The organism is Polyangium mundeleinium, from assembly GCF_028369105.1.
Classification (GTDB): domain Bacteria; phylum Myxococcota_A; class Polyangia; order Polyangiales; family Polyangiaceae; genus Polyangium; species Polyangium mundeleinium.
Window position 1 is genome coordinate 393,544 of sequence record NZ_JAQNDO010000001.1, and the last position, 25,054, is coordinate 418,597.

Sequence of the window (25,054 nt, forward strand, 5' to 3'; positions counted from 1 at the left end):
AGAAGCGTTACTGTACCCACCGTCCTGACAAGTCCAGCGCTCCGTGTAGGATGGCTCTCGTGGCCTTGCCTTGGCTGTGTGGCCTGCGGAGGATCGGGGGATGTTTCAGGTGAACGAGGTGATCGACGGGCAGTACCGGATCCTGCGCCGGATTGGCGAAGGCGGACATGGGACCGTCTACGAGGCCGAGGATCTCGACATCGGCGCGCCCGTGGCCGTCAAGTTCCTGCGCCCCGAGGTCGCGGACACGCCCGAGTTCGCCACGCGCATGCGCAGGGAGGCGCGCGCGATGGGCGCCCTGTCGGGGACGAGCGCGGTGCAGATCTTCGCGCTGAACCGCACGAAGTCGGGGCAGATGTACATCGTGATGGAGCTGCTCCGCGGCAAGGATTTCGAGCGCTTCCTCGCCGACCACGAGCGCGAGGTGGGGAGGCTCTCGCGATCGAAGCTCTTCGAGCTGATCTCGCCGATCGTGGACACGCTCGACGTCGCGCACCAGCGGGGAATCGTGCATCGCGACATCAAGCCGGCGAACATCTTCGTGCTGGAATCGACGGCGCGAGGGCCGGTGCGGTTGCTCGATTTTGGTCTGGTGAAGGTGCTCTCGGTGTTGACGCCGCTCACGCAGGAAGGGCTCGTCGTGGGGTCGCCGTCGTACATCGCGCCCGAAGGCTGGCAGGGCAGGCCCGATCGGGTCACGCCTGCGGCCGACGTGTACGCGATCGGCGCCGTGATCTTCCGCGCGCTCGCGGGCCAGGTGCCGTTCCCCGCGGATACGCTCATCGACGTGGTGAAAATGAGCACGCGCGGCAAACGGCCGAGCTTGCACGCGCTCCGGCCGGATTTGCCGGCGGCGATCGATACGTGGGTGGAGCGCGCGCTCGCGATCGAGCCGGAGCATCGCTTTCCGACGGTGAAGGCGCTGTGGCTTTCGCTCGTCGGGATGCTCGGGCCCGGGGGTTCGCGCTGACAAACGATGCTTTACGGCGATGCGGGCAGCGTCACTTCGAGGAGCTCGTTCGGCCCGGAGATCTTTTCGCCATATTGATTGTCCACGATGAGCAGCGCGTGGGTCTCATCCTTCCAGACGATTCCCTCGAAATTGCGCGTGCCCTCGTTCGAATACGGCGCGAGGTCCACGAGGACGCGGGGCTCGATCGGGGCCGCAGTCCCCGGGCCTTTCGCAGGGAGCGTGAACGAGAGGATGCGCGAAACCGCGAAATGGCGCTCGATCGCCAGCACCTCGATTCGATCGTCCCCCCGGGCACGGCAATCGAGGCCGGAGATTTTTCCTTTTTCGTCCTTCGTGCTCGTGAGTGACAGGCGAAAGACCGCCCGGTCCCCCGTCGTCGGATCGATCCGCTCGATCGGCGCATGGCGCGCCTTGCCTTCGCCGTTCATCGCGTCCTCGATCGCCGCGACGATTTGCCCCGACGCGGCGCACAGGCCCTCGAGTCCATGCCCCTCGTCGCACGACGCGTTCCACGCCGAGAGCGGGACGTCGAGCGTACGCGTCACGCGCGCCGCGTCGCCCTCGCGCGTGGCGAGCAGGATGCGGTCCGCGCCCGTCTTCGAGCAGCCGCCCTCGGTGCCGATCGCGAACGAGTCCCCCGAGAGCCACGCGAGCGACTCGAAATCGAGGCCCTCGGGCACGCCGCTCACCGCCGTCTTGCGGACCACGGCGCCGTCCGGCGAGAGCTCGATCAAGAGCGGTTGTCTCTCCGTCATCGTGAAGAGCGCGCCGGACGGGCCGACCGCGAGCGACGAGAGGCCCACCACGTCGGTCCCGGTCACCAGGATCTGCCGCGGCGTCCCGCCGTCTCCGGCCGGGACGGGCGAGGAGCGCGACGGCTGGCACGCGAGCGGGAGCAAGAGAGCCGCGAAAAGGAGGCACGAAAAACGAGGGCGCACGCGGCGATGATATCCGAACGAGCGCGCGGTCGATGCGCGTCCCCCATCCTCGGCTACGATGGCCCGGCCCGATGACCCTCGACCTCGGTGTGCTCATCTCCGGCCGCGGCTCTAACCTCCAGGCGATCCTCGACGCGATCGCCGCGGGGAAGCTCGACGCGCGCGTCCGCCTGGTGATCTCGAACCGCCCCGGCGCGCCGGGCCTCGATCGCGCACGGGAAGCCGGCGTGCCGACGGCCGTGATCAGCCACAAGGATCACCCGGACCGAGCGTCGTTCGACGCCGCGCTCGTGGACGCGTTGCGGCAAGCAGGCGCGTCGTGGGTGGTGCTCGCGGGCTTCATGCGGATCGTGACGAGCGTGCTGCTCGACGCGTTTCCAGGCCGCGTGATCAACATCCACCCGTCGCTCCTGCCTGCGTTCCCGGGCGTCTCCGCGCAGGCGCAGGCGCTCGCGCACGGCGTGCGGATCACGGGCTGCACGGTGCACCTCGTCGACGCCGGGACGGACACGGGGCCGATCCTCGCGCAAGCCGCGGTGCCGGTGCTGCCGGACGACACGGAGGAGCGTTTGTCCGAGCGGATCCTCGCGCGCGAGCACGCGCTGCTCGTGTACGTGCTCGCCGCGATCGCCGCGGGAAACCTCACGGTGCATCCGCCGACCACGGTCGCATCGAGGGCGCGCGTCGAGCTTGTGGGTGTCCCCGGCGCGCTCGGGGTCGAGACGACGAACGATTGAGGGAGAGCGCGTCGTGACCTCGAAGCATTTCGACGTCGTCGTCCTCGGCCGATCGCTCGGCGCCCTGGTGACGGCCGCGCTGCTCGCGCGGCGTGACTTCACGGTGCTCGTGCTCGGCCAGGGCGGGAGGCCCGCGAGCTACAAGCTCGGCGAACGCACGCTGCGCAGGCGCGCATTCACCATGCTCGCGGCGAGCTCGCCCGCGTGGACGCGCGTGCTCGTGGAGCTCGCGCAGTCGCAGACGTGGAAGCGGCGCGTGGTGTCGGCGAGCCCCATGATGCAGGTGCTCGCGCCGCGGCGCAGGCTCGACATCCCGCCCGACCTCGTGCTCTTCGGCCGCGAGATCGATCGCGAGATGCCCGAGGTGCGCCGCGTGGTGGACGACCTCTACGCCGAGCTCGCCCGCGTGAACGGGGCCGCGGACGAGGCTTTCGAGAGGGACGCGGTCTGGCCGCCAGGCACGTTCTGGGAGCGGCGCGAGACGGGGCGTTATGCCGCGATGTTGCCCTACGTGCGCGCCGAGCCGGACGCGGACCTCTTGGTCGAGCTGCCGCGCGGGCATTTCTTTCGGCAGGTCGTGACGTCGTCGGTCTCGTTCGCGACCGATCTCGCCTCGTTGCCGCCGCCGTTCGCGGTCGCTCGCCTGCACGGCGCGTGGACGCGTGGCCTCTACACGCTCCCCGGCGGCGAGGACGAGCTCGAACAGTTCCTCGTCGATCGCATCGTGGCGCACGGCGGCCGTTGCATGCTCTCCGCGCGCGCGCGGGCCTTGCACCTCCGGCGTGGCGCGGCCGCGGGTGTGGTCGTCGACGGCGACGAGGGGCCGACGGGCGCGAGCTTCGTGATCACCGACCTCGATGGCGAAGGCCTCGCGGCGCTCTCCGGGGGCGAGGGCATCCACAAGCGCGCCCAGCGCGAGTGGCCGCGGATCACGTCGTCGGTCGGCAGGTTCGTCGTGTCGCTCGTGGTGCGTGACGAAGGTTTGCCCGCGCCGCTCGGCGTGGAGAGCTTCGTGTTGCCCGGCGATCGTCCCGCGTTGCGGAGCACGGCGCGCACGGCCGCGGCGGCGGGCCCGCGTTCGAGCGCGCCGCCGGCCGCGTTGCGCCCCGTGATGCACCTGGAGCGGCACGTGATGCCCGGCGTGCGCGGAGAGTCGCTGCTCGTCGCGGAAGTACTCCTGCCCGATCGGAGCCCAATTCCGGTCCTCGGCATGCGCGAAGTGGTGTTGTCGACGCTCGCGGCGGAGCTTCCGTTTCTCGAACGTCACCTGCGCGTGGTCGATTCGGTGCACGATGGCCTGCCGGTCTGGGTGTACGAAGACGGCCGATTCCGCCCGCTGGATCGGACCTCGCTCACGGGCGCGTCGACCGCGCCGGAGCCCATGGTCCGGCAGCTCGACGTGGATCCGCCGGGGTATCTCGGGCTCGGCGGCGAGCCGATTCGCGGGCCGATCGAGCGCACCTTGCTCGTGGGTCGCAGCGTGTTGCCCGGCCTCGGGCAAGAGGGACAGCTCCTCGCGGCGTGGGGCGCGGCACGGCTCGTCACGCGGACCGACCGCCGCAAGGAGAAGATGCGCCGCGACATGTGGAGCAAGGTAGAGATCGGCTAGCGCATCGAACCATTCGATGCGCGGAAGATCGCGAAGCGATCTTCCCTCGGGGGGTGAATCGGCCGGGCTTCGCCTGGCCGAGAGGGGGACGCGAGGTGTCCCCCTCGTGACAGAGCGTGATCCTCCTCGCCCCGTCACCGCATAATTGCGGAACCAGCCCAAGGGAGGATAACGTGGTCGCGCGGAGGAGAGAGAGCGGCAAGATGACCATGCGCGCACCCCGATACGGTCTGGCGACGACGCTCGCGTTTGCGACGTGGATGTCCGTCGGCGCGGCCCAGGCCTCCGAGCCAGGGCCCGACACGCTTCCGATCCACATCATTTCGGTCCAAACGATGGACGCCGACGACCAGGCGGAGGCGCTCACGAAGGCGCTGCGGAACGCGGTCCGCGCGACGCCGGGTTGGTCGCAGGGCGAAGGGGACTATTCGCTCGAAGTGCTCACGCTCTCGCTGAAGTGTCCGGATCCGCCGGACGCGGGGTGTCAGTCGCGCATCGCCGATCAGATCCGCGCCGACCGGTACGTGTGGGGCAAGCTCGACAAAGGCAAAGGCGGCAACGTCGTCGGCGAGCTGCATTTCTGGGTGCGCGGCAAGGGCACAACGGACCACAAGGTCGAATACACCGCGAACCTGACCGAGTCGCAGGACGAGGCGCTGCGGAAGATCGCCACCGAGGCGCTCAACAAGCTGACGGACGGCCCGCCCAAGGGCGAGGTGAAGGTCAAGGCCGGCAGCGTGGCCGGGCAGGTCTTCGTGGACGGTCAGCCCCTCGGCGCGCTCGCGAACGGCGAGGGCACGTTCTTCGTCCCCTCGGGCACGCATAACCTCGTGGTCAAAGCGGCCGGGTACGCCGACATGTCGACCGAGATCACGGTCAAGCCGAACTCGCCGACGGACGTGGTCGTCGCGCCCGTCGCCGCCGGCGACACGTCGCCGACGAACTGGAAGCGCATCGGCGGCTTTGCTGCGATCGGCGCGGGCGTCGCGTTCGGCGCGGTCGGGATCTACGGCACCGTGACCGTGAACGGGGTCAACAAGGATCCGGTGTACGACAAGAACCAGGCGCTCTACGACCAGCAGACGAACATCTGCGAGCTCGCGCGGGGCAACCAGCCGACCGTCTCCGGCTTCGACGGGCCCGCCGTGGATAGCCTCTGCTCGAGGGGCGAAACGGGCCAGCTCCTGCAGCTCGTGTTCTACCCGCTCGCGGCCATCGCGGCTGGCGCAGGCGTGTTTCTCATCGCGACGAGTGGTACGGCCTCGAAGGAAAAACCCACGACGGGCTTCATGGTCCTGCCCCGCGTCGATCGGACCGGCGGCAAGCTCGACGTCGGCTTCCGCTTCTGACCACAAACCTCTCTCCACCTCTCCTCCCATGCGCGTGATCGGCGGCTCGCTCGGCGGACGCAGGCTCGTCGCCCCGTCGGGGCACGCCACGCGGCCAACGAGCGACCGCGTGCGCGAGGCGCTCTTCAACGTGCTCGGCGACGTCTCCGGCGCGGCCGTGCTCGACCTCTACGCAGGGACGGGCGCGCTCGGGATCGAGGCGATTTCGCGGGGCGCCTCGCGCGTGGTGTTCGTCGAGAATGGCCGCCCCGCGCTCGCCGCGCTCCGGCAAAACCTCACGTCGCTCGGGATCGAGGGGGCGTCGCGGGTGATCACGCAGCCGGTGACGCGCGCCCTCGCGTCGCTCGCGCCGTTCGGCCCCTTCGAGCTCATCCTGCTCGATCCGCCGTACGCCGCCCTCGCGGAGGCGGCGCGCGTGCTCGACGCGCTCGCCGCCGAGACGTCGAACCTCGCTGCCCCCGGGGCCCGCGTCGTGCTCGAACACGCGAGCCGCGACGCCCCGCCCGAGCCAGCGCGCCTCGTCCGTGACGAGACGCGGATCTACGGAGATACGGCGATCTCCTTGTACACGCGCGCGGAGGACGTTCCCTCCGGGGCCGCAGATGGGTAAGGTACAGGGAGGCATCGCTTCGCGAGAGAGCGCACGCAGCGCGCTCGAGCGCACCCCTTTCCAGCCATGAGCACGACCTCGATGAAACCCCTCACTTCCCCGAAAGGCGTCGGTAAGACCTCTCCGCTGCTCGCGGCGATCGTCGTGGCGCTCATGTGCGGCGCCGCGGCGTGCGCGTCCGAGGAGGGCACGACGCCCACGTGCAACCAGGACCTCAGCGAGAACGGGCACATCGACGTCGACAACGGCTGCAACCCGTTCGCCACCTGCGTCGTCAACGGCAAGGTCTCGCCCCCTGGTGAGTGCTGCAAGGACCTCCAGGGCTTCGAGCTCCAAGCCTGCCTCTACGGCTACGGCGCCGGGCCCGAGCCGACCGGAGGCTCCGGCGGCAGCGGCGGCGGCAACTAGCCACGCGACCCTTCCATGAACGAGCCCGCTGACGAGAGGGGCGAGACCCCCCTTCCCGACGGCATTCTTCTCACCGTCGCCTACGACGGCCGGACCTTCTCGGGCTTCGCCCACCAGCCCGATCGCCGCACGATCGCAGGCGAGCTGCTCGCCGCGGTCCGCGCTCTCGACCCGACGATCCGCGAGATCCGCGGGTCGAGCCGCACCGACGCGGGCGTGCACGCCTTCGGCCAGCGCGTCGCGTTTGATCCGTCGCGCGTGGTCCCGCCGCGAGGATGGGTGCTCGGCACGGCGAGGCATCTGCCGAAGGAGATCGCGGTGCGCCGCGCGTCGCTCGTGCCGCGCGGGTTCACGCCGCGGTTCGCGAGCCAGGGCAAGCGATATCGATATCTGCTCCTGCGCGACCTCGTGCGGGATCCGTTCTTCGAAGGGCGCGTGTGGCGCGTGGACCAGCTTCGTGACGACGCCGCGATCACGCGCGCCGCGGCCGAGGCGAGCCTCGCTGTCGGCACGCACGACTTCGCCGCGTTTCGATCCGCCGCGGATCCGCGGGAGAATACGGTGCGAACGCTGCGGCGCGTGTCGGTGGAGGTCGACCGGGACGATCCCCGCCTCGTCCGGATCGAGGTCGAGGGCGATGCGTTCATGCACAACATGGTGCGTATCCTCGTCGGGACCTTCGTGGACGTCGCGCGGGAGCGGCTCGCGCCGGGCGCCGTGTCGCGCGCGCTCGCCTCGAAACGCCGGGACGACGCGGGCATCACCGCGCCTCCGGATGGGCTGTACCTGGTCTCGGTGACGCTCGCCGACGAGGGGCGGGAAGCGTGGCCGAGCGTGACGGGGGCGTAGGCGCGCGTCTTCCGCGTGCTTTCGTGGCCCCGAGAGATCCATAATCGAACCCCTGTCTTCGTCGGAGGAACGATGCGCCCTCGCTGCATGCTCGCCTCGATGCTGGTCATGGCCGGGCTCGGCTCGGCCTCTGCGGTCGCTTCCGCGCAGGTCCCGCGCCCGAAGGCCCCGTCGCCGCCGCCTGCGCTCCCCGCGCCCGCGCGAGGTTTGCCCTCGGCGGCCGAGGTGCGCGCGCTCGGCGATACGTTCGTCGCGGTCGCCGAGAAGACGAGCCCGGCCGTCGTGCAGATCGACGTGACGGTCGGAAGCGGCGAGAGCTCCGCGGGCCGCTGGTTCCGCGCCGACGCGACGACGCGCGGCATGGGCTCGGGCGTGATCTTCTCGGCCGACGGCGCGATCCTCACGAACAACCACGTCATCGAGGACGCGCGCGCCATCAACGTGCGCCTCAAGGACGGCCGCACCTTGCCCGCGCGCGTGGCCGGCCGCGACCCCGCGACCGACCTCGCCGTGCTCCGGGTCGACGCGACGAACCTGCCCGTCGCGACGTTCGCGGACAGCGATGCCGCGCGCGTGGGCGAGTGGGTCGTGGCGATCGGATCGCCCTTTGGCCTCGGCCACACCGTGACCACCGGCGTGCTCAGCGCGAAGGGACGCGGCGGCGTGGGGATGAACGCGATCGAGGACTATCTGCAGACGGACGCGAGCATCAACCCGGGCAACTCCGGCGGGCCGCTCGTGAACCTCGACGGTCAGGTGCTCGGCATCAACACGATGATCGTGAGCAAGGGCCAGGGCATCGGCCTCGCCGTACCTTCGAACATCGCGCGGCGCGTGGCCACGCAGATCCTGAAGACGGGGCGCGTGATGCGCGCCTGGATCGGCATCGGGATCCAGGACCTCACGCCGCAGCTCGCGGCCGAGATTCCGAGCGCGCCGACCTCGGGGGCGCTCGTCAACACCGTGGTGGCCGGCGGGCCTGCGCAGAAGGCGCACCTCGAGCCGGGCGACATCGTCACGAAGATCGGCGCGCGCTCGATCGCCGACGCGCAGGACGTGATCCGCGAGCTCTTCCTGCATGACGACGGCGAGGTGCTGGCGATGGAGGTCATCCGCGGCGGCAAGCGCTACCAGACGAAGGTGACGCTCGAAGCGAAGAGCGAGACGTCGCCGCCGGCCTTGCCGGTCGAGCGCAAGGTGTCGAGCCCGCAGGGGCTCGGGATCACGCTGCGGGACGTGGAGGGCGACGGCGGTAGCTCGCTCGCGCAGATCGTGGCCGTGTCGGCGGATTCGCCGGCGGATCGGGCGGGGCTCAAGCGCGGCGACGTGGTGCTGGAGGCAGACTTCGCGCGGTTGCCGTCGTCGGCCGACGTGCAGAAAGCGGCGCAGGACGGGCGGCTCTTGCTGCGGATTCGTCGCGACAAGGCGACGTTTTACACGGCGGTTCGTTAGGTCCGCGCGGGCAGCGTTCTCAGAGATCGCTGCCCATCTTGCGGCCGCCCGTCGACGTCGCCGTCGTCGTCGGCGTGGGCGGCTTCTTGCCGGTCCCGGTCCCCGTGCCCGTGCCGACCGGCGCCGTGCTGCTCGTGCGCGCGCCCGTCGGCAGCGGCCCACCGACGCCGATCGGTGGTGTCGCCGTGCCGACCGCCGCCGTGTTCGTATCGGCCGGCGTCGGCGCCTCCTCCGTCGCTGCGGCCGTGGGCGTCGGCGCGAGCGTCGGCGCGGGCGTCGGCATCGGCGGCGGCTGCGTCGCCGCGGCTTGTGTGGTCACGGCCGGCGGCGTTCCTGCGGCCGGTTTGTCGAGTACGAACTTCCAGACGATGAGCCCGCTCGCCGCGACGAGCAACGTGCCGAGCAGGCCGATCGCGACCATGGCGCCGTTGCCGCTCTTCGGGGGCGCGCCGACGACCGTGAGCCCGGCATGCGACATGCCGAGGTTCGGGTGCGACATCCCGAGGCTCGTCCCGGGGATGGGCTGCTGGCCCATGACCATCGGGTTCTGCTGGCTCATGCGCGGGTCAAACCCCGCGGGCAAACCGAGCTGGCCCGTGCCGACGAGCGGGTTCTGCTGGCTCATGCGCGGATCGAACCCCGCGGGCAAACCGAGCGGCCCCGTGCCGACGAGCGGGTTCTGCTGGCTCATGCGCGGATCGAACATGCCCGGCTGGATCGTGGGGATGCGGCCTGCGCTGAGCTCGGGGCCCGCCGGGTTCGCCATCATCCACTGCGCGACGGTCGCCTGGAACTCGCGCGCCGTCTGGAAGCGGACGTTCGCGTCGCGGATCATGGCCTTCGCGATGATCGCCGCGAAGTTCGGATCGAGGTTCGGCACGACGAGCTCGGCGGGATCGGGCGACTCGAGCGCGATCTTGAAGACGAGCTCGTTGAACGTCTGCGCCTGGAAGGGCAGGCGACCCGTGATCGCCTGGTACATGACCACGCCGACCGAGTAGAGATCGCTGCGCGCGTCGATCTTGCCGCCCCGCGCCTGCTCCGGCGACATGTAGTAGGGCGTGCCCATGACCGCGCCGGTCTTGGTCATGCTCATGTCGGTGTCGAGCGCGGAGAACTTCGATACGCCGAAGTCGAGGATCTTGACGAAGTCGCGCTGGTTCTTGTTGTTGATCAGGTAGACGTTGTCGGGCTTGAGATCGCGGTGGACGATCCCCGCGTCGTGCGCGGCCGCGAGCCCTTCGAGCATGCCGTGGATGAGCGGCGCGAGCTCCTGCGGCGTGAGGCGCTTTCGCTTCTTGATGCGATCGCCGAGGCTCTGGCCGTCGAGGAACTCCATGACCATGAAGCGCTCGCCGGTCGGCAGGTTGCCGAGGTCGAGCACCTCGACGATGTGCTCGGAGCCGATGCGGCCCGCGGCTTGCGCCTCGCGCTCGAAGCGCTGGACGACGTCCTCCTTGCCCGAGACGGACGCGTGCAGGACCTTGATCGCCACGCGGCGATGGATGCGCTCGTTCTCGCCCTCGTACACCGCGCCCATGCCGCCCTGCCCGAGGAGGCGGACGATGCGGTATTTGCCTTCGATGGTGTTGCCGGGCTGAAGCGTCATCGGCTGCCCTATCGGGTCGGGAAGAAGATCCGGAACCAGTTCCGGAGCGCGCGTGGGCGTTGCATCATACCGCGCGGAAGGCGCATGGAGTCGAGTTCTCGACGGTCCGGCCGAGGGCCTCGAACGATCCCCGAGGCGCGCTCACAGGTCGTCCGAAATGCGGCGCTTGCCCGTACCTTTCGTGGGGGACGTGCGCGTGGTCCCTGTGCCTTTCGTGTTCGGGGCAGGCGTCTGCGGCGGCGTGATCACCCGCGTGGACCCCTCCACCGCCTCTGAGGTCTCGATCGGCTCCACCGTGACCGCGGGGAGCACGGCCGAAGGCACGGGCGCTGCGGAGGCCGAGACGGCGGCCGGAGGCGTGGCCGCCTCGGTCGGATCCTGCGTGAAGCGCACGATCAGCATGATGATCGCGCCGAGGACGAACACGATCACGAACGCCGCGCCGCCGACGATCGGGGCGAGCGCTCGCGACGGACGACCCGCTTGCGGCTGCGGTCGGGCGGGGACGCCGGTGATCGAGGAAGGCAGGACGGGCAGCCCCACGGGCGCCGGGCTGGACATCGGCGGGTGCCCCATGGACATGGGGGCCGGATGGCGTTGGCTCGGCGGCGGCGGCGGGTTCGGCGGGGCCGGGCGCGCGGGGAAGTGCGGCTTGCGGTCCATGATGACCGTGCCGTGGTCCGCGATCATCAGGTCGTCGTCGTCGTCCCCGGGGGCGCTCATGGAGGGCGATGGCGGGCGCGGAGAGTGCGGTGCAAAAGGCACCTCAGGGACGGCGCCGAGGCCACGTCGAGCCCGGAACGTGGCGAGCGCTTGCGCGAGGTCTTGGTCGCGTTGATACCGGACCCTCGGGTCGCGCGCCATGGCCTTGTGCACGATCGTCGCGAGCTCGGGGTCGACGTCCGGCGCGAGCTTCTCCAAAGGTGCAGGGTCCTGCATCACAATGCTGAAAAGAAGTTCATCTTCGGCGCTCGTGGCGAAGGGCGCCTGCCCGGCGAGGCACTCGTAGAGGATCACACCGAGCGCGTAGATGTCGGCGCGCGCGTCGATTTCGTTCGTGGTGCGGATCTGTTCAGGGGCGGTGTACGGCGTGGCATGGTCGGGCGGCTGCTTCTCCGCGATGTGAGCGACGCCGACGTCCAGGAGCTTGACGTGCTCGATGCGGGGCTCGTGTCCGCGCGCGAGGAAGACGCTCTCCGGTTCGAGGGCGCGGTGCACGACGGAGACGGCGTGCACGGCGGCGAGGCCGCGCGTGCTCTCGATACCGATGCGGCTCGTCTCGTCGGCGTCGAGCCGGCCGCGCTCGCGCATGCGCTGGCGCAACGTCACGCCTTCGCGCGACTCCTTCACGAGGACACGCGCGCCGCCGGCGAGCTCGATGTCGTCGAGGATCTTGTCGACGTGGAGGGACGGCGCGCCGTTCGCGGCTTGTGCGTCGTGTGCGAACGCTGCGAGGGCGGCGGGGCGCGCGCGTGGCGACGGCGCGAGCTCCTCGACCGTGACGCGCCGATGGATCTCGACGTTTTCCCCTTCGTACACGGGGCCGTGTTTGCCTTCGCCGAGCACACGAAGGACGCGGTACCTGCCGCCGTAGATCTGGCCGATCTGAAGAGCCATGGTCCGGCGCCGTAACCCCCTGAAAAGACGAAATGTAAGCTACCACGGCGACGGATTCCTGCGCTTGCAAAGCGCGAACCCCTATGATTTCCCTCAGAATTGTGGAGACCCTGGTAAGTCCTGTGCTCACCCCTGGACGAGCGGCCAGGGCCGGAGTACGGCCGGACAGTGCTCGCAGGACTTGATCGGCTCCCTCGCCTCCCTTCGGTCACCTCCCGCCTGAACCGCACGCGTTTCGGCGTGCTCGCGCATCCGGCCAGCGTGGATCGGGGCATCGAGCACATCGGTGACGTGCTTGCGCGTATCGGCGCCAAGCCCGCGCTCTTCTTTGGGCCAGAGCACGGCTACGGAGGAGAAGCGCAGGACATGGTCGATGTGCCGCACGCGCGCGACAAGCGCACGGGCGCGCCGATCATCAGCCTCTACGGCGACCGCTTCGAGGACCTCTCGCCGCGGCCCGAGCATCTCGCGTCGATCGACGTGTTGCTCATCGATCTCGCCGACGTCGGCGCGCGGTACTACACGTTCGTCTGGACCGCGCTGCTCGCGACGCGCGCGGCGGCGAAGGCCGGCGTGCCGGTGATCCTGCTCGATCGGCCGAACCCGATCACGGGCTCGCGCCGCATGGTCGAAGGCCGCTCGCAAGCGCCGGGCTTCCTGTCGTTCGTCGGCCTCGAGCCGATCCCGGTCCGGCACTCGCTCACGATCGGCGAGGCCGTGGCGCTCTTCGCGCGGCGCGAGGGCATCCCGCTCGGCGACGCGGTCTCGATCGTGACGGTCGAAGGCTGGGATCGCGAGAAGTACGCGGACGCCTGGGACCGGCCGTTCGTGATGCCCTCGCCGAACATGCCGACGTGCTGCACGGCGATCGTGTACCCGGGCGGCTGCTTGCTCGAAGGGACGAACCTCTCCGAGGGGCGCGGCACGACGCAGCCCTTCGAGATCGTCGGCGCGCCGTGGATCGACGGGCATCAGCTCGCGCAGGGGCTCCGGGCGACAGGCCTGCAAGGGTTCGTCGCGCGGCCTCTCACGTTCCGGCCGACGTTCCAGAAGCACGCCGGGCAGATCTGCGGCGGCGTGCAGATCCACGTCGCCGATCGTATGACGTTCCGCCCCGTCGCCACGTACACCGCGCTCGTCGCCCTGGCGCGCCGGCAGAACCCGCAGAGCTTCGCGTTCCGAACGGAGCGGTACGAGTACATCGACACGATCCCCGCGTTCGATCTGCTCACGGGATCGGATCAGGCGCGGCGCGCGATCGAAGCGGGCGAGGACGCGCGCTCGATCGCCGAGTACGTGTCGACGCCGGATCCGACCTGGCCGGACGTGATGGCCGAGGCGAGCGCGGCCCTGCAAGAAGCGGCAATCTGAGCACGAACCGCGGCCGGAGCGCGCCTACCTGCGGGCGAGTTCCGGCGCTACGCTGGGGCGTCGGCCGAGGAGGCCCACCTGCATGATCACCGAGCCGGTCACGAAGGCGCTCGCAGGGTTCGACGAAGGGATTCGGAGAGACGCCGCCGCGTTCCTCCAGGCGTTCTGCAAGGATCTGTGCATCGACGTGTCGATCTTCTCCGCGGAGGATCTGATCACGGCCGTCGAGGAGGCGACGAACGCCGCATCGGGGCGCGCGTCGTCGCCGATGTTCACGGAGCGGCTGCGCGGCATGCTGCTCGGGTATCTGCACGAGCGGATGGTCGAGCTCTCCCGCGACGGCGTGCTGCTCCCGACGGGCCTCGACGGCGCGCGCTTCGCGGCGCTCCTGAACGAGCTCGAGCGGACCTTCGGCGCGCTGCCCGCGCCCGAGATGAGCGTGTACGTCTACGGGGTCATCGACAACCGCACCGGTCGGATGTTCGAGGTGGAGCTGCCGGGTCGAAAGGTGCAGCCGGAGACGACGCTCGATCCGAGCGACGGTCCGCTCGGGCAGCACAAGGACGCGATCGCGACGCTGCGCGAGGCGATCGACGCGGGCCAGATCGGCGTGAACGAGGCGAGCTCGGGATCGCAGAAGCGCGTGCCGCTCGCGGCGTTTGCCCGCGTGCTGGAGATCGATGCGATCCTCGAAGTGATCGGTCCGATGGCGGTGCGCTGAGGGTTCAGAGCACGCGATCGAGGTCGCCGTCACCCCAGGTGTGGTACCAGCGGCTCGCGTCGAACACGGCCGGATCCATGCCCTCGCAGGCGTGGACCTGGAAGGGTTTGCCCTCGCGCGGGAAGAACCCGGCGCGCGCGAGGCTCCGCGTGTGCGGGCCGCGGTCGTTGAGCTGCGTCACGAGCGAGTCCGCGCCCGACGCGGAGGCGATGATCGTGAGCGCGTCGCCGAAATCGCCCGGATGCGCGAAGAGATCCACGAGGGCGACGCGGCGGCCCGCGCGCTCGAGCACGCAGAGGCCGAGCGGTTTGTCCCGGCGCAGGACGACGTAGGCGCGCTGCGCGCGGGCGGGGCTGTCGACGAAGCGCCACGCGTAGTGGGCGGCGTCGCGCACGGGCGTGACGACCTTGCCGTCGACGGCGCGCTCGAAGATCTGATCGACCCGGCGGTCGCGCCCCTCGATCGGCGCGAGGCGCGCGCCGGGGATGACGAAGCGGCCGAGGGGGCCGAGGAGGCTCTGCAAGACACGCGGGCGCGAGAAGCGGCGGACGTGACAAACCACACGCGCGCCGGCACGCTCGAGGGCGCGGAGGTTGTGCGGCTCGGGCGGGCCGAACATGATCTCGACGCCCTCGGCGCGCATGCATTCGAGCGAGGCGCGGTGCATCGCGGTGGCGATGCCGCGACGGCGGGCCGAGGGGCGCACGTAGCCGTCGCCTCCGACCGAGCCGAGGCGCGTGCGGCCGGCGATGAGCATGCGGCGCGGGAAGGCCGAGGTGATCCCGAGCGGCTCACCGGTCCGTTCGTCGCGGGCGATGACCGTCACGGCGCGGCCGTGCGGGTTCTGCTCGTAGAGCCAGGTGTACCTGCGCGCGACGTCCGACCCGGGCAGGTGCTCCGAGAGCAAATGCTGCACGAAGTCGCGATGTCGCGCGGCGGCGCGTTCGATGAGGAATCCAGGAGAAGTCGTCACGCCCGGGCGTCGTGCAAGGCACGCGCCGGGATCGCTCGACCGCCCGCGCTAGAGCACGTCGAATGGATACGCGCCGTCGATGTAGGCGCGCCCGGCGATCGCCTTGCGCAGCTCGTCGTCGTTGCGCGCGAAGTCCGAGACGTTCTGCCGCAGGCGCTTGTGGGCCATGTTCAGGTAGAGCGAGCAGAGATCGATCTCGCGCCGCGCCCCGTCCTCGCCGCGCCGCTCGATCGCGCGCGTCGTGCGGGTGAGGCACGCGGCCACGGCGAAGAGATCCATCACCATGTCGGCGATGCGGAGCTGCGTGAACTGCATCTCGGCGATGTCGCGGCCGTGCTTGCGCAGCACGTTCTCCGCCTGCACGGCGAGCTCCGAGACGTACTCCTCGAAGATCACGGCTTCGCGTCCGAGCAGCGGGTGCACGCGGGTCATGCGCTCGCGGCCGAGCGCGGCGCGCGCCTTGCGGAGCGCGAAATCGCTGAGCAACCCGAAGCCCTTGATGGGCTCGCGCATCGCCTTCACGACCTCGGCGAGCGCCTTACCCGGCGCGGCCATGCCCGAGAGCGCGATGAAGCAACGGAGGATCTCGTTCGTGCCCTCGAAGATGAGGTTCACCCGTGAATCACGCAGGATCCGCTCGTACGGATAGTCCTGCATGTAGCCGATGCCCGCCGCGATCTGGAGCGTCTCGTTGACCACGCTCCAGAGCGTCTCGGAGCCCTTCACCTTGCAGATCGCGCTCTCCAGCGAGTAGTCGGCGATCTTCGAGTCGACGAGGCCGGCCGTGAGGTACGTCATCGATTCGAGCGCGTACGTCTCGGCGAGCATGCGCGCGATCTTGTCCTTGATGAGGCCGAAGTCGCCGATGTTGCGGCCGAAGGCGCGGCGCTCCTCGACGCGCGCGATCGCCAGGCGGAGCAGCGTCTTGCACACGCCGACGCAGCCTGAGGAGAGGCCGAGCCGCCCCGAGTTCAGGACCTCCATCGCGACCTTGAAGCCCTTGCCCACGTCGCCGACCACGTTCTCGCGGGGCACGCGCACGTTCTCCAGGAAGATCTCGGTCGTGGAGGAGCCGCGGATGCCGAGCTTGTGCTCGTTCGGCCCGTTCGTGACGCCCATGCCGCGCTCGACGATGAAGGCGGTGATCTTCGGCTTCGAGCCCTCTTCGAGCGCGCTCGTGCGGGCGAAGACGGTGAAGACATCCGCGAAGCCGCCGTTCGTGATCCAGATCTTCGAGCCGTTCAGCAGGTACGCCGCGCCGCCGTCGACCGCCTCCGCGCGGGTCTTGATCGCGGCCGCGTCGGAGCCCGCGGACGGCTCGGTGAGCGCGAAGGCCGCGACCGACTCGCCGGTCGCGAGCTGCGGCAGATACCGCCGCTTTTGCTCGTGCGTGCCGAAGAGCAGGAGCGACTTGTAGCCGATCGACTGGTGCGCCCCGAGCGTGACCGCGATCGAGGCATCCATGCCGCCGATCTCCTGCATCACGCGCGCGTAGGCCGCGGTGGAGAGGCCGATGCCGCCGTACTCGGTGGGGATCTGCAGGCCGAAGAGGCCGAGCGAGCGGAGGCCGTCCATGACCGCCGGCGGGATCTCGTGGTCGCGGTCGATCTTGGCGCTGTCCACGTTCGCCGCGAAGAACCGGCGGACGCTGTCGAGGATGATCGACGTGCTCTGCCGCTCCTCGGAGGTCATCTCCGGGTACGGGAAGATCATGTCCTCGGCGATCACGCCGTGGAAGAGCGCCTTGGTGAAGCTTTGCTCGATCAGCGGGGGCACTTGCTCGTTGTAGCAAGTTTTCCCGCGAGGATCGCGGTCGTCAGCTCGCGGATTCTTCGGTCGTCGCGGGCTTACCCTCGCCCTTCGCCTCGCCGGATTTCGGGCCTTCCTTCGAGCTCTTCGGCTCGGGAAGCTCGGCGGGCGAGTGGACGACGGGGGTCGTGTTCGCGGGGGGCGCGCCGTGCACGATGGGCGTCTTCTCCGCCTCCTGCTTCGCGCTGTCGCGTTGCCACGGGTACTTGATGCGGCCGTGGTAGAGGTTCACGAGCGTCGTCGCCATGCGCGTCGTGATGATGCGCAGGTCTTCCAGGGTGAGGCCCGACTCGTCGAGCTGGCCGCTCGACAGCTTCGTGAAGATGACGCGCTGGATCATCTCCTCGAACTTCTTCTGCTCGGGCGGCCAGATCGTGCGGCTCGCGGCCTCGATCGAGTCGACGAGCATGAGGATCGCCGTCTCCTTCGTCTGCGGCTTCATGCCCGGGTAGCGGAAGTACTCCTGCGTGAGGCCACGCGGGTTTCCTTGCTCCTTGCACTTGTGCCAGAAGAACTCGACGACCTGCGTGCCGTGGTGCGTGTAGGCGAACTCGACGACGGGCTCGGGGATGCGGCCGTCGCGCAGGATCTTCGTGCCCATCACGACGTGCGCCATGATCGCGTCGGCCGAGACCTCGGGGTCGAGGTCCTCGTGCGGCGACTTCTCGCCGTGCGCGAGGTTCTCGACGAAATACTTGGGCTGCACGGTCTTGCCAAGGTCGTGGTAGTACGCGCCGACGCGCGTGAGCAGCGCGTCCGCGCCGATCGCGCTCGACGCGGCCTCCGCGAGGTTCGCCATCGCGCGCGCGTGCTCCCAGCTCCCCGGCGCCTCCGCGGCCATCTTCCGCAGGAGCGGTTGTTCGAGGTCGGTGAGATCGATCAGCTTTTCGCGGGACACATGGCCCATCGCGCGCTCGGCCGGATCACGCAGCGAGCGCGCCAGGATGCCCGCGAGCATGCCGCCGCCGATGCAACCGAGCACGTTCGAGCTCGTGCCGCGGAAGATGTCGGCGAGCACGTTGAAGCGCCCCTCGTAGACCACGGTGAGCGCGATGAACACGACCGCGCCCGAGATGCCGGCGAGCGTGCCGGCGACGACCATCTGCCGCGCGTGCTTGCGATCGAAGAAGAAGAGCGTGGCCGCGACGCCGCGCACGAGCAGCACCGACAAGAGGACGTTGTCGAAGCGCAGGAGCGAGGCGGCGACGAAGGCGACGGCGAGATCCACGAGGAAGGCCGTGCGCCGGTCGAACGCGTGCGCGACCCAGAGCGGCAGCGCCGCCATCGGCACCCAGAACTCCGGGAGCGCCGTGAACAGGAGCATGCCCTTGGCGAGCGCGACGCTGCCCGCCATGAGGCTGAGGAGCCCGATCTGCGCGCGCAAAAGCCGCACGCGGTTCTGCCCGAAGCGCCGCAGGTACGCGGTGAGCATGAGGCAGACGATGAAGTGGATGACGAACACCGAGACGAGGCGCGCCGCCGCCGGGGGCCTGCGCGTCGATTCGTAGGCGAAGGCGGCGCGGTGCTCGTCGTTGTCCTCGTGGAGGAGGGTGCCGCGCGGCACGACAACGCGGGCGTGCTCGTACGCCAGCCGGCCCGAACGAGCGTCGCGGACGATCCGCGGGCCGTAGGGAATCCGCAGCGTGACCGGCGCCGTCTGTCCGAGGCGCGGCGCCATGGAGGGCAGGTACAGTTCGAAGGTGCCGATGGCCGTGAACAGTGCGGCGAAAATCAGGCTCAGCACCAGGCCGGCCGTCGCCCCTGCTCGAACACGCGTGGCTAGCATCATTCGCTCGGGCCGCGGCGTGGCCTCGGCCGAATGCGGCCCGAGACGCCTCGGACACGCGGATCGGCCGACCGTAGCAGGCATTTCGCCGCGCGTCAGGGGGATCGCATGGGCCGCGCCACCCGAAGAACGCACACCGACCGGCCACGTCCGGACGCCCGCAGGAACGACCTCGGGAAAGTCCAAGGATTTCGCTGACGGATCGTGAGGTTTTTGCCGCACACGGTCGAAGATTGCCGGCCGGCTCGGAACTTGCTACGCACACACAATGTCGTCCCCGCTCCGCGCGCTTCTTTCGAGCCGACGGGGCGCGCTCGTCATGGGGGTTTGTAATCGCACCCCGGACTCTTTCTCGGATGGGGGACGATTCCTGGATGATGCGGCAGCCGTTGCGCATGTGCGGGGGCTCGTGATCGAAGGAGCGCACATCCTCGACATCGGCGCCGAGTCGACGCGGCCGGGGTCTTCCCCGATCGACGCCGCCGAGCAGATCCGGCGCATCGGTGGGCTCATCCGCGCGAGCGTGGAGCTCGGCGCGGTGGTCTCGATCGACACGACCTTGCCCGACGTCGCCGCGTGGGCCCTCGGCGAGGGCGCGCGCATCGTGAACACGGTCTCGCTCGAACCGGCGGCCGAGCTCGGCGCGCTTTGCGCACATGTCGGTGCCTCGCTCGTCCTCATGCATTGCCGCGGCTCGATGACCGACATGCGCGGCTTCTCGATGTACGACGACGCCGCCTACGGGGACGTCGTCGCAGACGTCGCGCGCGAGTGGACCGAAGCGGCCGAGCGGGCGCTCGCGAAGGGTTTGCCGCGCGAGGACCTCGTGCTCGATCCGGGGCTCGGGTTCGCGAAGAACGTGCGTCACTCGATCGAGCTTTGCGCGCGGCTCGACGAGCTCGCAAAGCTCGGCTTTCCGGTGCTCGTGGGGCCGAGCCGGAAATCGTTCGTCGCGCGCGCGGCGAACCCAGACGCGAGCGTGATCGCGCCGCCGGAAGATCGGCTCGGCGGGACGATCGCCGCGGTGCTCGCGTGCGTGGCGCGCGGCGCGGCGATCGTACGGGTGCACGATGTGAAGGCGGTGGTGCAAGCGCTCGCGGTCGCGAAGGCGATCGACGCGCGCCGAGGAGGGGACGCCTGAGCCATGCTCGACGGCCTGCTTCGCCTCTTCGCCCCGCGCCCGTTCCTGCAGATCCTGCGGGACTTCATCGACATCTTCATCGTCGCGTACGTCATCTACCGCGCGCTCCTCGTGATGCGCGGGACGCGCGCGATGCAGATGGGCCTCGGGCTCGGCATCGTCTTTCTGCTCTACCTCGCGGCGAAGACGTTCGAGCTCGTCACGCTCCTGCACCTGCTCTCGTGGCTGCTCTCGTCGATCATCCTGATCGTCGTCGTCGTCTTCCAGAACGACATCCGCCGCGCGCTGATCCGCATGGGTTCGAAGGCGTGGCTCGCCGGAGGGCGCGAGCAGCAGTCGCGCGTCATCGACGAGGTCGTGGCGGCGGCGACGGAGCTCGCGCGCCATCGCATGGGCGCGATCATCGCCTTCGAGCAGGACGCGAACGTGCTCGAGTTCTGCAAGAGCGAGGGCATCGTCCTCGACTCGATCGTGACGCGTGAGCTGCTCGTCAGCATGTTCGTCCCCGAGTCGGTGAACAAGCTGCACGACGGCGCAGTCTTGATCCGTGATCTCAAGATCGCCCGCGCCGGCGTGTTCTTCCCGATGCCCGAGACGAAGGTGCTCGACGCGAGCCTCGGCTCCCGCCACCGCGCCGCGCTCGGCATCACGGAGGAGACCGACGCGGTCGTCGTCGTGGTGAGCGAGGAGCGCGGGACGATCAGCTTCTGCTTCAGCGGCAACATCGTCTCGAACCTCGACGGCCAGTCGCTCCGGCACGCGCTGCTCGGCCTCTTCGGGCGCTCGTCGCGCAAGAAGCAGAAGGCCGCCGCTGCGCGCAAGCCCCCGGCCCCGCCGACGCAGGCCCCGCCGCAGCCCTCGCGCACGCCGGCGATCCCGCCGCCCGCGCCGCCCGTGCGTCCGTCGATCCCTACGCCCCCTTCGGTCGGCGCGACGCCGATGCCCGGCGCTTCGGGCGCGCCCGCGTCGCGCATGCCGCAGAGCAGCGCGGCCATGCCGATGCGCCCGGCCACGACCACGGAGATGCCACCGGCCTCGGTCGCGGCGCCGACCTTGCGGCCGAACACGTTCGTGCCCACGTCGACCGTGCCGCCGCCGCCGCCGTCCTCGGACCCCGCGCCCCCGGCCGCGGCTGCGGCCACGATGCCGCCGCCCGGCGTGGTCCCTGCGGCGCCGCAGGCCACGACACCTCCGAGCACGCCTCCGAGTACGCCCCCCGGTCCGCCTTCGAGCGCGCCGCCGGGCACGCAGCCGACGACCGCGCGCGCGGGCGCTGGCGGGGGCGAGGGCGCCGGCAGCCCCACCCATGGTGACGACTCATGACGGCCAAGGACGGGCTTCGCGAAAACATCCGCGCGGCGTTGCTCGACAACATCGGGCTGAAGATCCTGTCGCTCCTCTGCGCGCTCGGGATCTACGCGTTCATCCACGGCGCCGAGAACGCGCAGCGCACGTTCTCGGTCAGCGTCGTGACGATCATGCCGCCGGACAGCGCGAACCGGCAGCTCATGACGCAGATCCCGAACGAGGTGAAGGTCACGCTGCGCGGCTCGCGCACGCAGCTCGACGACCTGCGCAGCGACGATCTCGGCACGCTCCAGCTCAACCTGCGCAGCGGGCGCGAGACGAACCTCGACCTCAAGCCGAGCATGTTCCGCGTGCCCACGGGCGTGCAGATCGAAGAGGTCCAGCCGCCCTCGATCGAGCTGCGCTGGGACGACGTCGTCGAGCGCGAGATCCCGGTGCAGATCGCGCGCACGGGTGATCCGGCGCCGACGTTCGCGGTGAAGGGCGTGATCGGCTCCGAGCCGAAGGTCGCGCGGGCGCGGGGCGCTCGCTCGATCGTGGACGTCATGCAGTACGCGCGCGCGGCGCCGTTCGACGTGACGGGCTTGACCGAGGGCGTCTACCGCCGGCCGCTCCCGCTCGACAAGCCGCCGAAGCTCGTGAGCTACGACGTCGAGAGCGTGATCGCGACGGTCGAGATCGCGCGCGAGCTCGCGAAGAAGGAGTTCGCGAACCTGCGCGTGGAGGTCGTGGGCCTGCCGCGCGCCGTGACGACGCCGCCCACGGTGAAGGTGCGCCTCGTCGGATCGAACGAGGACGTGAACGCCGTCTCGCCCGAGTCGCTCGTGCCGCGTGTCGAGCCGAAGAGCTCCGGCGCGGATGTGAGCAAGCCGGGCAGCGTGTACCTCGACGTGCTGCTCGAGGTGCCGCACGTGAAGGTCGTGGTCGATCCGCCGAAGGTGCTCGTGAAGTGGTGAAGGTTCGTCCCGAGGCGGGCTCGCTGCGCGACCCCGCAGAGCAGCGAGCCCTTCGCTGCTCTAGCGCTCGGGGATCTTGATCTCCCCGCGGATCACGCGCTGCGCGAGCGCCTCGACCTTCTGCTTCGTGTCCTCCGGGATGCCCGCGGCGTGGGGCCCTTCGTCGACGTACCCGACGGCGCCCTCGGCGAGGCCGAACGTGCGCAGCCCGGCCTGGAAGCGGCCCTCGGCCACGTCGCGGATCGTGTCGAAGACGGCGACGTCGCCGCGCTTGATCATGCTCGTCAGCACGGTGCCGGGCATCTCGTCGTGTTGATCGGCGTCGACGCCGATCGCCTTCACGCCCATGTCGCGCGACGCCTCGAAGACGCCGTGCCCCGTCGTCCCCGCCGCGTGGTAGACGATGTCCGCGCCCGCGGCGATCTCGCTGTTCGCGAGCGCCTTGCCCTTCACCGGATCGCGGAACGCCTCGGGGGTCGTGCCCGCGAACGCTGCGTGCACCTCGCAGCGCGGACAAACCTCGTGCACGCCCGCGCGGTAGCCCGCCTCGAACTTGCGAATGAGCGGGATGTCCATGCCGCCGACGAACCCCACGTGGCCCGTCTTCGACATGAGCCCCGCGACCGCGCCGACGAGGAACGAGCCTTCTTCTTCGCGGAAACGAAGCCCCGAGACGTTCGGCGGCATCGCGCCTTCCATCGGCGGCGCGTAGTCGATGCAGGCGAAGCGCGTGCTCGGGAAATCACGCGCCACCACGTTCACGTCGGTCGAGAAGATGAACCCCACGCCGATCACGAGGTCGAAGCCGCGCGCCCCGAAGAGGCGCATCGCCGCCTCGCGATCCTCCGAGCCGCTCGGCTCGAGCACCTCCGTCGTCACGCCGAGCTCGCGCGCCGCGCGTGACAGCCCCTCGTAGGCCGCGTCGTTGAAGCTCTTGTCGCCGCGTCCGCCGACGTCGAACACGAGGCCCACGCGCACGTTCGCGTGCGGGCCCTCCGGCCGCGGCTCCTCCGCGCGCGCCGGAAGGAGCGTCGACGCGGCCGCCGCGAGCGACACGACGAGCGTGACCACGGTCAGCCGTGATGCGGCAGGGGGGCTCCTTTCGGCCATGAAACGAGGCTAGCGCAGACGCTCCCTCGATGGAGCGGCGGAGCTTCGTGCCCGCGGTATAGTTCGCATCCTCGATGCGCCCGGCCGTCCTCCTCGTCCTCGCCGCGCTCGCGTTTGCGGTGCCCGCCGGCGCACAGACCGATGCGAAGCCTGCGCTGCTCGATCGCGTGGTCGTCCGCTGGCATGCGCCCGAGACGGGCGGCGTCGCGCGTCCGCAGTTCGTCTACGAGCGCGAGCTCGCGTTCGAAGCGCGCATCGAGGCGATGGCCGATCCGGATCCGGATCCCGCGCCGTTCACGGATCGCCACGTCCGCGCGGCGCTCGATCGCCACATCGCCGAGACGCTCCTCGCAAGCTTGCCCGTCCTGCCTGCGCCCGACGCGACCGAGATCGCGAGCCGCGCCGAGTCCGCCCGCGCGGTGCTCGAGCAACGCGTGAAGGGGCGCGACAAGCTCATCGCCGCGGCCAAGGCCGAGGGGATCGGCTCGGACGAGATCGACGCGCTCCTGCGCCGCCACGCCCGCGCGAGCATTTACCTCGACCGCATGGTCGCGCCGATGCTCGCGCCGAGCGACCCGGAGCTCCGAGCGCTCTTGCGCACGGGCACGACGCCGTTCACGGGTCGTCCGTACGAACAGGTCTCCGTCGCGCTCGGTCGGTGGGTCGTGGCGCAGCGGCTCGGCGAGGCGATCGCGAGTTACTTCCAGACCGCGCGCTCTCGCGTGACGGTCACGATCGTTCGCTCGCGCTAGCGCGCGTGTCAGGACGAAGCGGAGCGCGCTTCGCCGCCGACGATCTCTTGCGAGGCGGGAGCGGGCTCCTCCTCGGTGTGCGCGTGGCTGCCCTCGTAGTGATGGGCGAACGAGCGCGCGGCGCGGCGTGCCTTCAGGAACTCTGCGAAGGCCGTGAGCGTGTCGAGGTCCCGCGGGCCGAGCGCATCGGCGATGTCGCGTAGGTTCTTGCGCAGCGTCTCCACGCTCTTGCCACGGCGCAGCTCGCGCGGCGGTTCTTCGCGGAGCTCGCGCGTGCTCGGGACGGGCGGGGCGACGGGGGCGTCCGCAGGTTGGCCTTCCGCGCCCGTGCGCGAGGGCGGCTGCTCGGGCACCCACACGGGACGCGCGATCGGGTTCAGCGCGTGCGCGTTCAACCACGCTTCCATGAAGATGCGGAGCCGCTCGCTGCGGAACGAGAACCAGCGCTCGCGCTCCGGGCCGTAGCTCATCAGCACGTCCTTGAAGCGGCGGAAGGCGCCTTTTCCGTCGATCGCTTGCGTCAGCTTTCCCTGCAGCTCCGGGTCCTCCACCATCGGGATGAAGCGCTCCATCCAGCGGTACTGCTCGCGGGAGCTCACCGGATCGATGCGGAGGTAGTTCGGATCGGCCGCGATGCGCGCGTGCATCTGTGGGTCTGCGACTCCGTCGACGACGCGCAGGACGTCACCCGTCACGAGGTGAAGGTAAGAGTGGACCTCGGGCGCGTTGTTCTCGAACGCGTCCTCCAGCGCCTCCCAATCGATCGGGATGTCCCGGTAGACCACCCCCGAGGTGGAAGGATTTTCAGGCTTCGGCATTTCCTCCTCATCGAGCGACACGACCCGACGTGTGGCGGGCCGGCCGGGCCTCTGCAGGGGAACCAAGTGAGAACGGGAGCTCTCCGTTGACATAGAATTTTACGCTCTGTGAGGTCGCTTTGGGGTGAACTCTCGCAACATAGTGCCTGTTCCCCAGG

General features: G+C 70.0%; 22 protein-coding genes. 14 read left to right on the forward strand and 8 right to left on the reverse strand.

Annotated elements, in window-relative coordinates:
* Positions 1–100: 100 nt before the first annotated feature.
* Positions 101–970: a serine/threonine-protein kinase gene (locus tag POL67_RS01675; RefSeq protein WP_271914874.1), complete on the forward strand. Its 870-nt coding sequence runs from the start codon at positions 101–103 to the stop codon at positions 968–970.
* Between the two features lie 11 nt (positions 971–981).
* Here POL67_RS01675 and POL67_RS01680 read toward each other — a convergent pair whose 3' ends face one another.
* Positions 982–1,911, reverse strand: coding sequence for an esterase-like activity of phytase family protein (locus POL67_RS01680; protein ID WP_271914876.1), 930 nt, complete (start codon positions 1,909–1,911; stop codon positions 982–984).
* A gap of 71 nt (positions 1,912–1,982) precedes the next feature.
* On the opposite strand from POL67_RS01680, the gene purN reads away from it, so the two are divergent.
* The 7 genes from purN to POL67_RS01715 all read left to right on the forward strand — a co-directional run bounded on the left by purN (position 1,983) and on the right by POL67_RS01715 (position 8,925).
* On the forward strand, positions 1,983–2,648 hold the full coding sequence (purN, locus tag POL67_RS01685) for a phosphoribosylglycinamide formyltransferase (protein WP_271914878.1): 666 nt from the start codon (positions 1,983–1,985) through the stop codon (positions 2,646–2,648).
* A gap of 13 nt (positions 2,649–2,661) precedes the next feature.
* Positions 2,662–4,257: an NAD(P)-binding protein gene (locus tag POL67_RS01690; RefSeq protein WP_271914881.1), complete on the forward strand. Its 1,596-nt coding sequence runs from the start codon at positions 2,662–2,664 to the stop codon at positions 4,255–4,257.
* Between the two features lie 209 nt (positions 4,258–4,466).
* A complete protein-coding gene (locus POL67_RS01695) occupies positions 4,467–5,606 on the forward strand; it encodes a PEGA domain-containing protein (RefSeq protein WP_271914882.1) in 1,140 nt (379 codons plus the stop codon).
* Between the two features lie 28 nt (positions 5,607–5,634).
* Positions 5,635–6,216, forward strand: a complete 582-nt coding sequence (gene rsmD / locus POL67_RS01700) for a 16S rRNA (guanine(966)-N(2))-methyltransferase RsmD (RefSeq protein WP_271914883.1) — start codon at positions 5,635–5,637, stop codon at positions 6,214–6,216.
* Positions 6,217–6,282: 66 nt separating this feature from the next.
* On the forward strand, positions 6,283–6,624 hold the full coding sequence (locus tag POL67_RS01705; RefSeq protein WP_271914884.1) for a hypothetical protein: 342 nt from the start codon (positions 6,283–6,285) through the stop codon (positions 6,622–6,624).
* A gap of 15 nt (positions 6,625–6,639) precedes the next feature.
* Positions 6,640–7,473 (forward strand): tRNA pseudouridine(38-40) synthase TruA, encoded by an 834-nt coding sequence (gene truA, locus POL67_RS01710; protein ID WP_271914886.1) that lies wholly within the window; start codon positions 6,640–6,642, stop codon positions 7,471–7,473.
* A 72-nt stretch (positions 7,474–7,545) separates the two neighbouring features.
* Positions 7,546–8,925, forward strand: coding sequence for a trypsin-like peptidase domain-containing protein (locus POL67_RS01715; protein WP_271914887.1), 1,380 nt, complete (start codon positions 7,546–7,548; stop codon positions 8,923–8,925).
* Positions 8,926–8,944: 19 nt separating this feature from the next.
* On the opposite strand, the gene POL67_RS01720 is transcribed toward POL67_RS01715, so the two are convergent.
* Positions 8,945–10,534 carry a serine/threonine-protein kinase gene (locus POL67_RS01720; protein ID WP_271914889.1) on the reverse strand — a complete coding sequence of 530 codons (1,590 nt, stop codon included), beginning with the start codon at positions 10,532–10,534 and terminating at the stop codon, positions 8,945–8,947.
* A gap of 141 nt (positions 10,535–10,675) precedes the next feature.
* Entirely contained in the window at positions 10,676–12,151 is a 1,476-nt protein-coding gene (locus POL67_RS01725) for a serine/threonine protein kinase (RefSeq protein WP_271914890.1), read from the reverse strand.
* Between the two features lie 168 nt (positions 12,152–12,319).
* Here POL67_RS01725 and POL67_RS01730 point away from each other — a divergent pair, with 168 nt between their 5' ends.
* Together POL67_RS01730 and POL67_RS01735 are read left to right on the forward strand one after the other, a co-directional pair.
* Positions 12,320–13,522, forward strand: coding sequence for an exo-beta-N-acetylmuramidase NamZ family protein (locus tag POL67_RS01730; RefSeq protein ID WP_271914892.1), 1,203 nt, complete (start codon positions 12,320–12,322; stop codon positions 13,520–13,522).
* A gap of 82 nt (positions 13,523–13,604) precedes the next feature.
* Complete coding sequence (locus POL67_RS01735) at positions 13,605–14,243, forward strand: hypothetical protein (protein WP_271914894.1); 639 nt, start codon at positions 13,605–13,607, stop codon at positions 14,241–14,243.
* 4 nt (positions 14,244–14,247) lie between these two features.
* Here POL67_RS01735 and POL67_RS01740 read toward each other — a convergent pair whose 3' ends face one another.
* From POL67_RS01740 to POL67_RS01750, 3 genes are read right to left on the reverse strand one after another with little or no spacing between them, the layout of a single operon-like run.
* Complete coding sequence (locus POL67_RS01740) at positions 14,248–15,216, reverse strand: GNAT family N-acetyltransferase (RefSeq protein ID WP_271914896.1); 969 nt, start codon at positions 15,214–15,216, stop codon at positions 14,248–14,250.
* A 48-nt stretch (positions 15,217–15,264) separates the two neighbouring features.
* Positions 15,265–16,992 carry an acyl-CoA dehydrogenase family protein gene (locus POL67_RS01745; RefSeq protein ID WP_271914898.1) on the reverse strand — a complete coding sequence of 576 codons (1,728 nt, stop codon included), beginning with the start codon at positions 16,990–16,992 and terminating at the stop codon, positions 15,265–15,267.
* Between the two features lie 40 nt (positions 16,993–17,032).
* Positions 17,033–18,769, reverse strand: a complete 1,737-nt coding sequence (locus POL67_RS01750; protein ID WP_271914900.1) for an HDIG domain-containing metalloprotein — start codon at positions 18,767–18,769, stop codon at positions 17,033–17,035.
* A 361-nt stretch (positions 18,770–19,130) separates the two neighbouring features.
* Here POL67_RS01750 and folP point away from each other — a divergent pair, with 361 nt between their 5' ends.
* Genes folP through POL67_RS01765 form a run of 3 tightly spaced genes read left to right on the forward strand, consistent with a single transcriptional unit; the run spans position 19,131 to position 22,216 of the window.
* The gene (folP, locus tag POL67_RS01755; protein WP_271930711.1) at positions 19,131–19,952 is read left to right on the forward strand and encodes a dihydropteroate synthase; all 822 of its coding nucleotides are present in this window, start codon (positions 19,131–19,133) and stop codon (positions 19,950–19,952) included.
* A gap of 3 nt (positions 19,953–19,955) precedes the next feature.
* Positions 19,956–21,275: a diadenylate cyclase CdaA gene (gene cdaA / locus POL67_RS01760; protein WP_271914902.1), complete on the forward strand. Its 1,320-nt coding sequence runs from the start codon at positions 19,956–19,958 to the stop codon at positions 21,273–21,275.
* Complete coding sequence (locus POL67_RS01765; RefSeq protein ID WP_271914904.1) at positions 21,272–22,216, forward strand: CdaR family protein; 945 nt, start codon at positions 21,272–21,274, stop codon at positions 22,214–22,216. Before cdaA ends, POL67_RS01765 begins: the two co-directional genes overlap by 4 nt.
* A gap of 60 nt (positions 22,217–22,276) precedes the next feature.
* Here the strand turns inward: POL67_RS01765 and POL67_RS01770 are convergent, their stop codons facing one another.
* A complete protein-coding gene (locus POL67_RS01770; protein ID WP_271914906.1) occupies positions 22,277–23,326 on the reverse strand; it encodes a BMP family lipoprotein in 1,050 nt (349 codons plus the stop codon).
* 74 nt (positions 23,327–23,400) lie between these two features.
* On the opposite strand from POL67_RS01770, the gene POL67_RS01775 reads away from it, so the two are divergent.
* Complete coding sequence (locus tag POL67_RS01775) at positions 23,401–24,078, forward strand: hypothetical protein (protein WP_271914908.1); 678 nt, start codon at positions 23,401–23,403, stop codon at positions 24,076–24,078.
* An 8-nt stretch (positions 24,079–24,086) separates the two neighbouring features.
* Here POL67_RS01775 and POL67_RS01780 read toward each other — a convergent pair whose 3' ends face one another.
* Positions 24,087–24,896, reverse strand: coding sequence for a UPF0158 family protein (locus POL67_RS01780; protein WP_271914909.1), 810 nt, complete (start codon positions 24,894–24,896; stop codon positions 24,087–24,089).
* Positions 24,897–25,054 lie beyond the last annotated feature (158 nt).

Coding starts and splice junctions, on each gene's coding strand:
- POL67_RS01675 (WP_271914874.1), top strand. CDS start 101: ATGTTTCAGGTGAACGAGGTGATCGACGGGCAGTACCGGATCCTGCGC.
- purN (WP_271914878.1), top strand. CDS start 1,983: ATGACCCTCGACCTCGGTGTGCTCATCTCCGGCCGCGGCTCTAACCTC.
- POL67_RS01695 (WP_271914882.1), top strand. CDS start 4,467: ATGCGCGCACCCCGATACGGTCTGGCGACGACGCTCGCGTTTGCGACG.
- rsmD (WP_271914883.1), top strand. CDS start 5,635: ATGCGCGTGATCGGCGGCTCGCTCGGCGGACGCAGGCTCGTCGCCCCG.
- POL67_RS01705 (WP_271914884.1), top strand. CDS start 6,283: ATGAGCACGACCTCGATGAAACCCCTCACTTCCCCGAAAGGCGTCGGT.
- truA (WP_271914886.1), top strand. CDS start 6,640: ATGAACGAGCCCGCTGACGAGAGGGGCGAGACCCCCCTTCCCGACGGC.
- POL67_RS01715 (WP_271914887.1), top strand. CDS start 7,546: ATGCGCCCTCGCTGCATGCTCGCCTCGATGCTGGTCATGGCCGGGCTC.
- POL67_RS01720 (WP_271914889.1), bottom strand. CDS start 10,534: ATGACGCTTCAGCCCGGCAACACCATCGAAGGCAAATACCGCATCGTC.
- POL67_RS01725 (WP_271914890.1), bottom strand. CDS start 12,151: ATGGCTCTTCAGATCGGCCAGATCTACGGCGGCAGGTACCGCGTCCTT.
- POL67_RS01735 (WP_271914894.1), top strand. CDS start 13,605: ATGATCACCGAGCCGGTCACGAAGGCGCTCGCAGGGTTCGACGAAGGG.
- folP (WP_271930711.1), top strand. CDS start 19,131: ATGGGGGTTTGTAATCGCACCCCGGACTCTTTCTCGGATGGGGGACGA.
- cdaA (WP_271914902.1), top strand. CDS start 19,956: ATGCTCGACGGCCTGCTTCGCCTCTTCGCCCCGCGCCCGTTCCTGCAG.
- POL67_RS01765 (WP_271914904.1), top strand. CDS start 21,272: ATGACGGCCAAGGACGGGCTTCGCGAAAACATCCGCGCGGCGTTGCTC.
- POL67_RS01770 (WP_271914906.1), bottom strand. CDS start 23,326: ATGGCCGAAAGGAGCCCCCCTGCCGCATCACGGCTGACCGTGGTCACG.
- POL67_RS01775 (WP_271914908.1), top strand. CDS start 23,401: ATGCGCCCGGCCGTCCTCCTCGTCCTCGCCGCGCTCGCGTTTGCGGTG.
- POL67_RS01780 (WP_271914909.1), bottom strand. CDS start 24,896: ATGCCGAAGCCTGAAAATCCTTCCACCTCGGGGGTGGTCTACCGGGAC.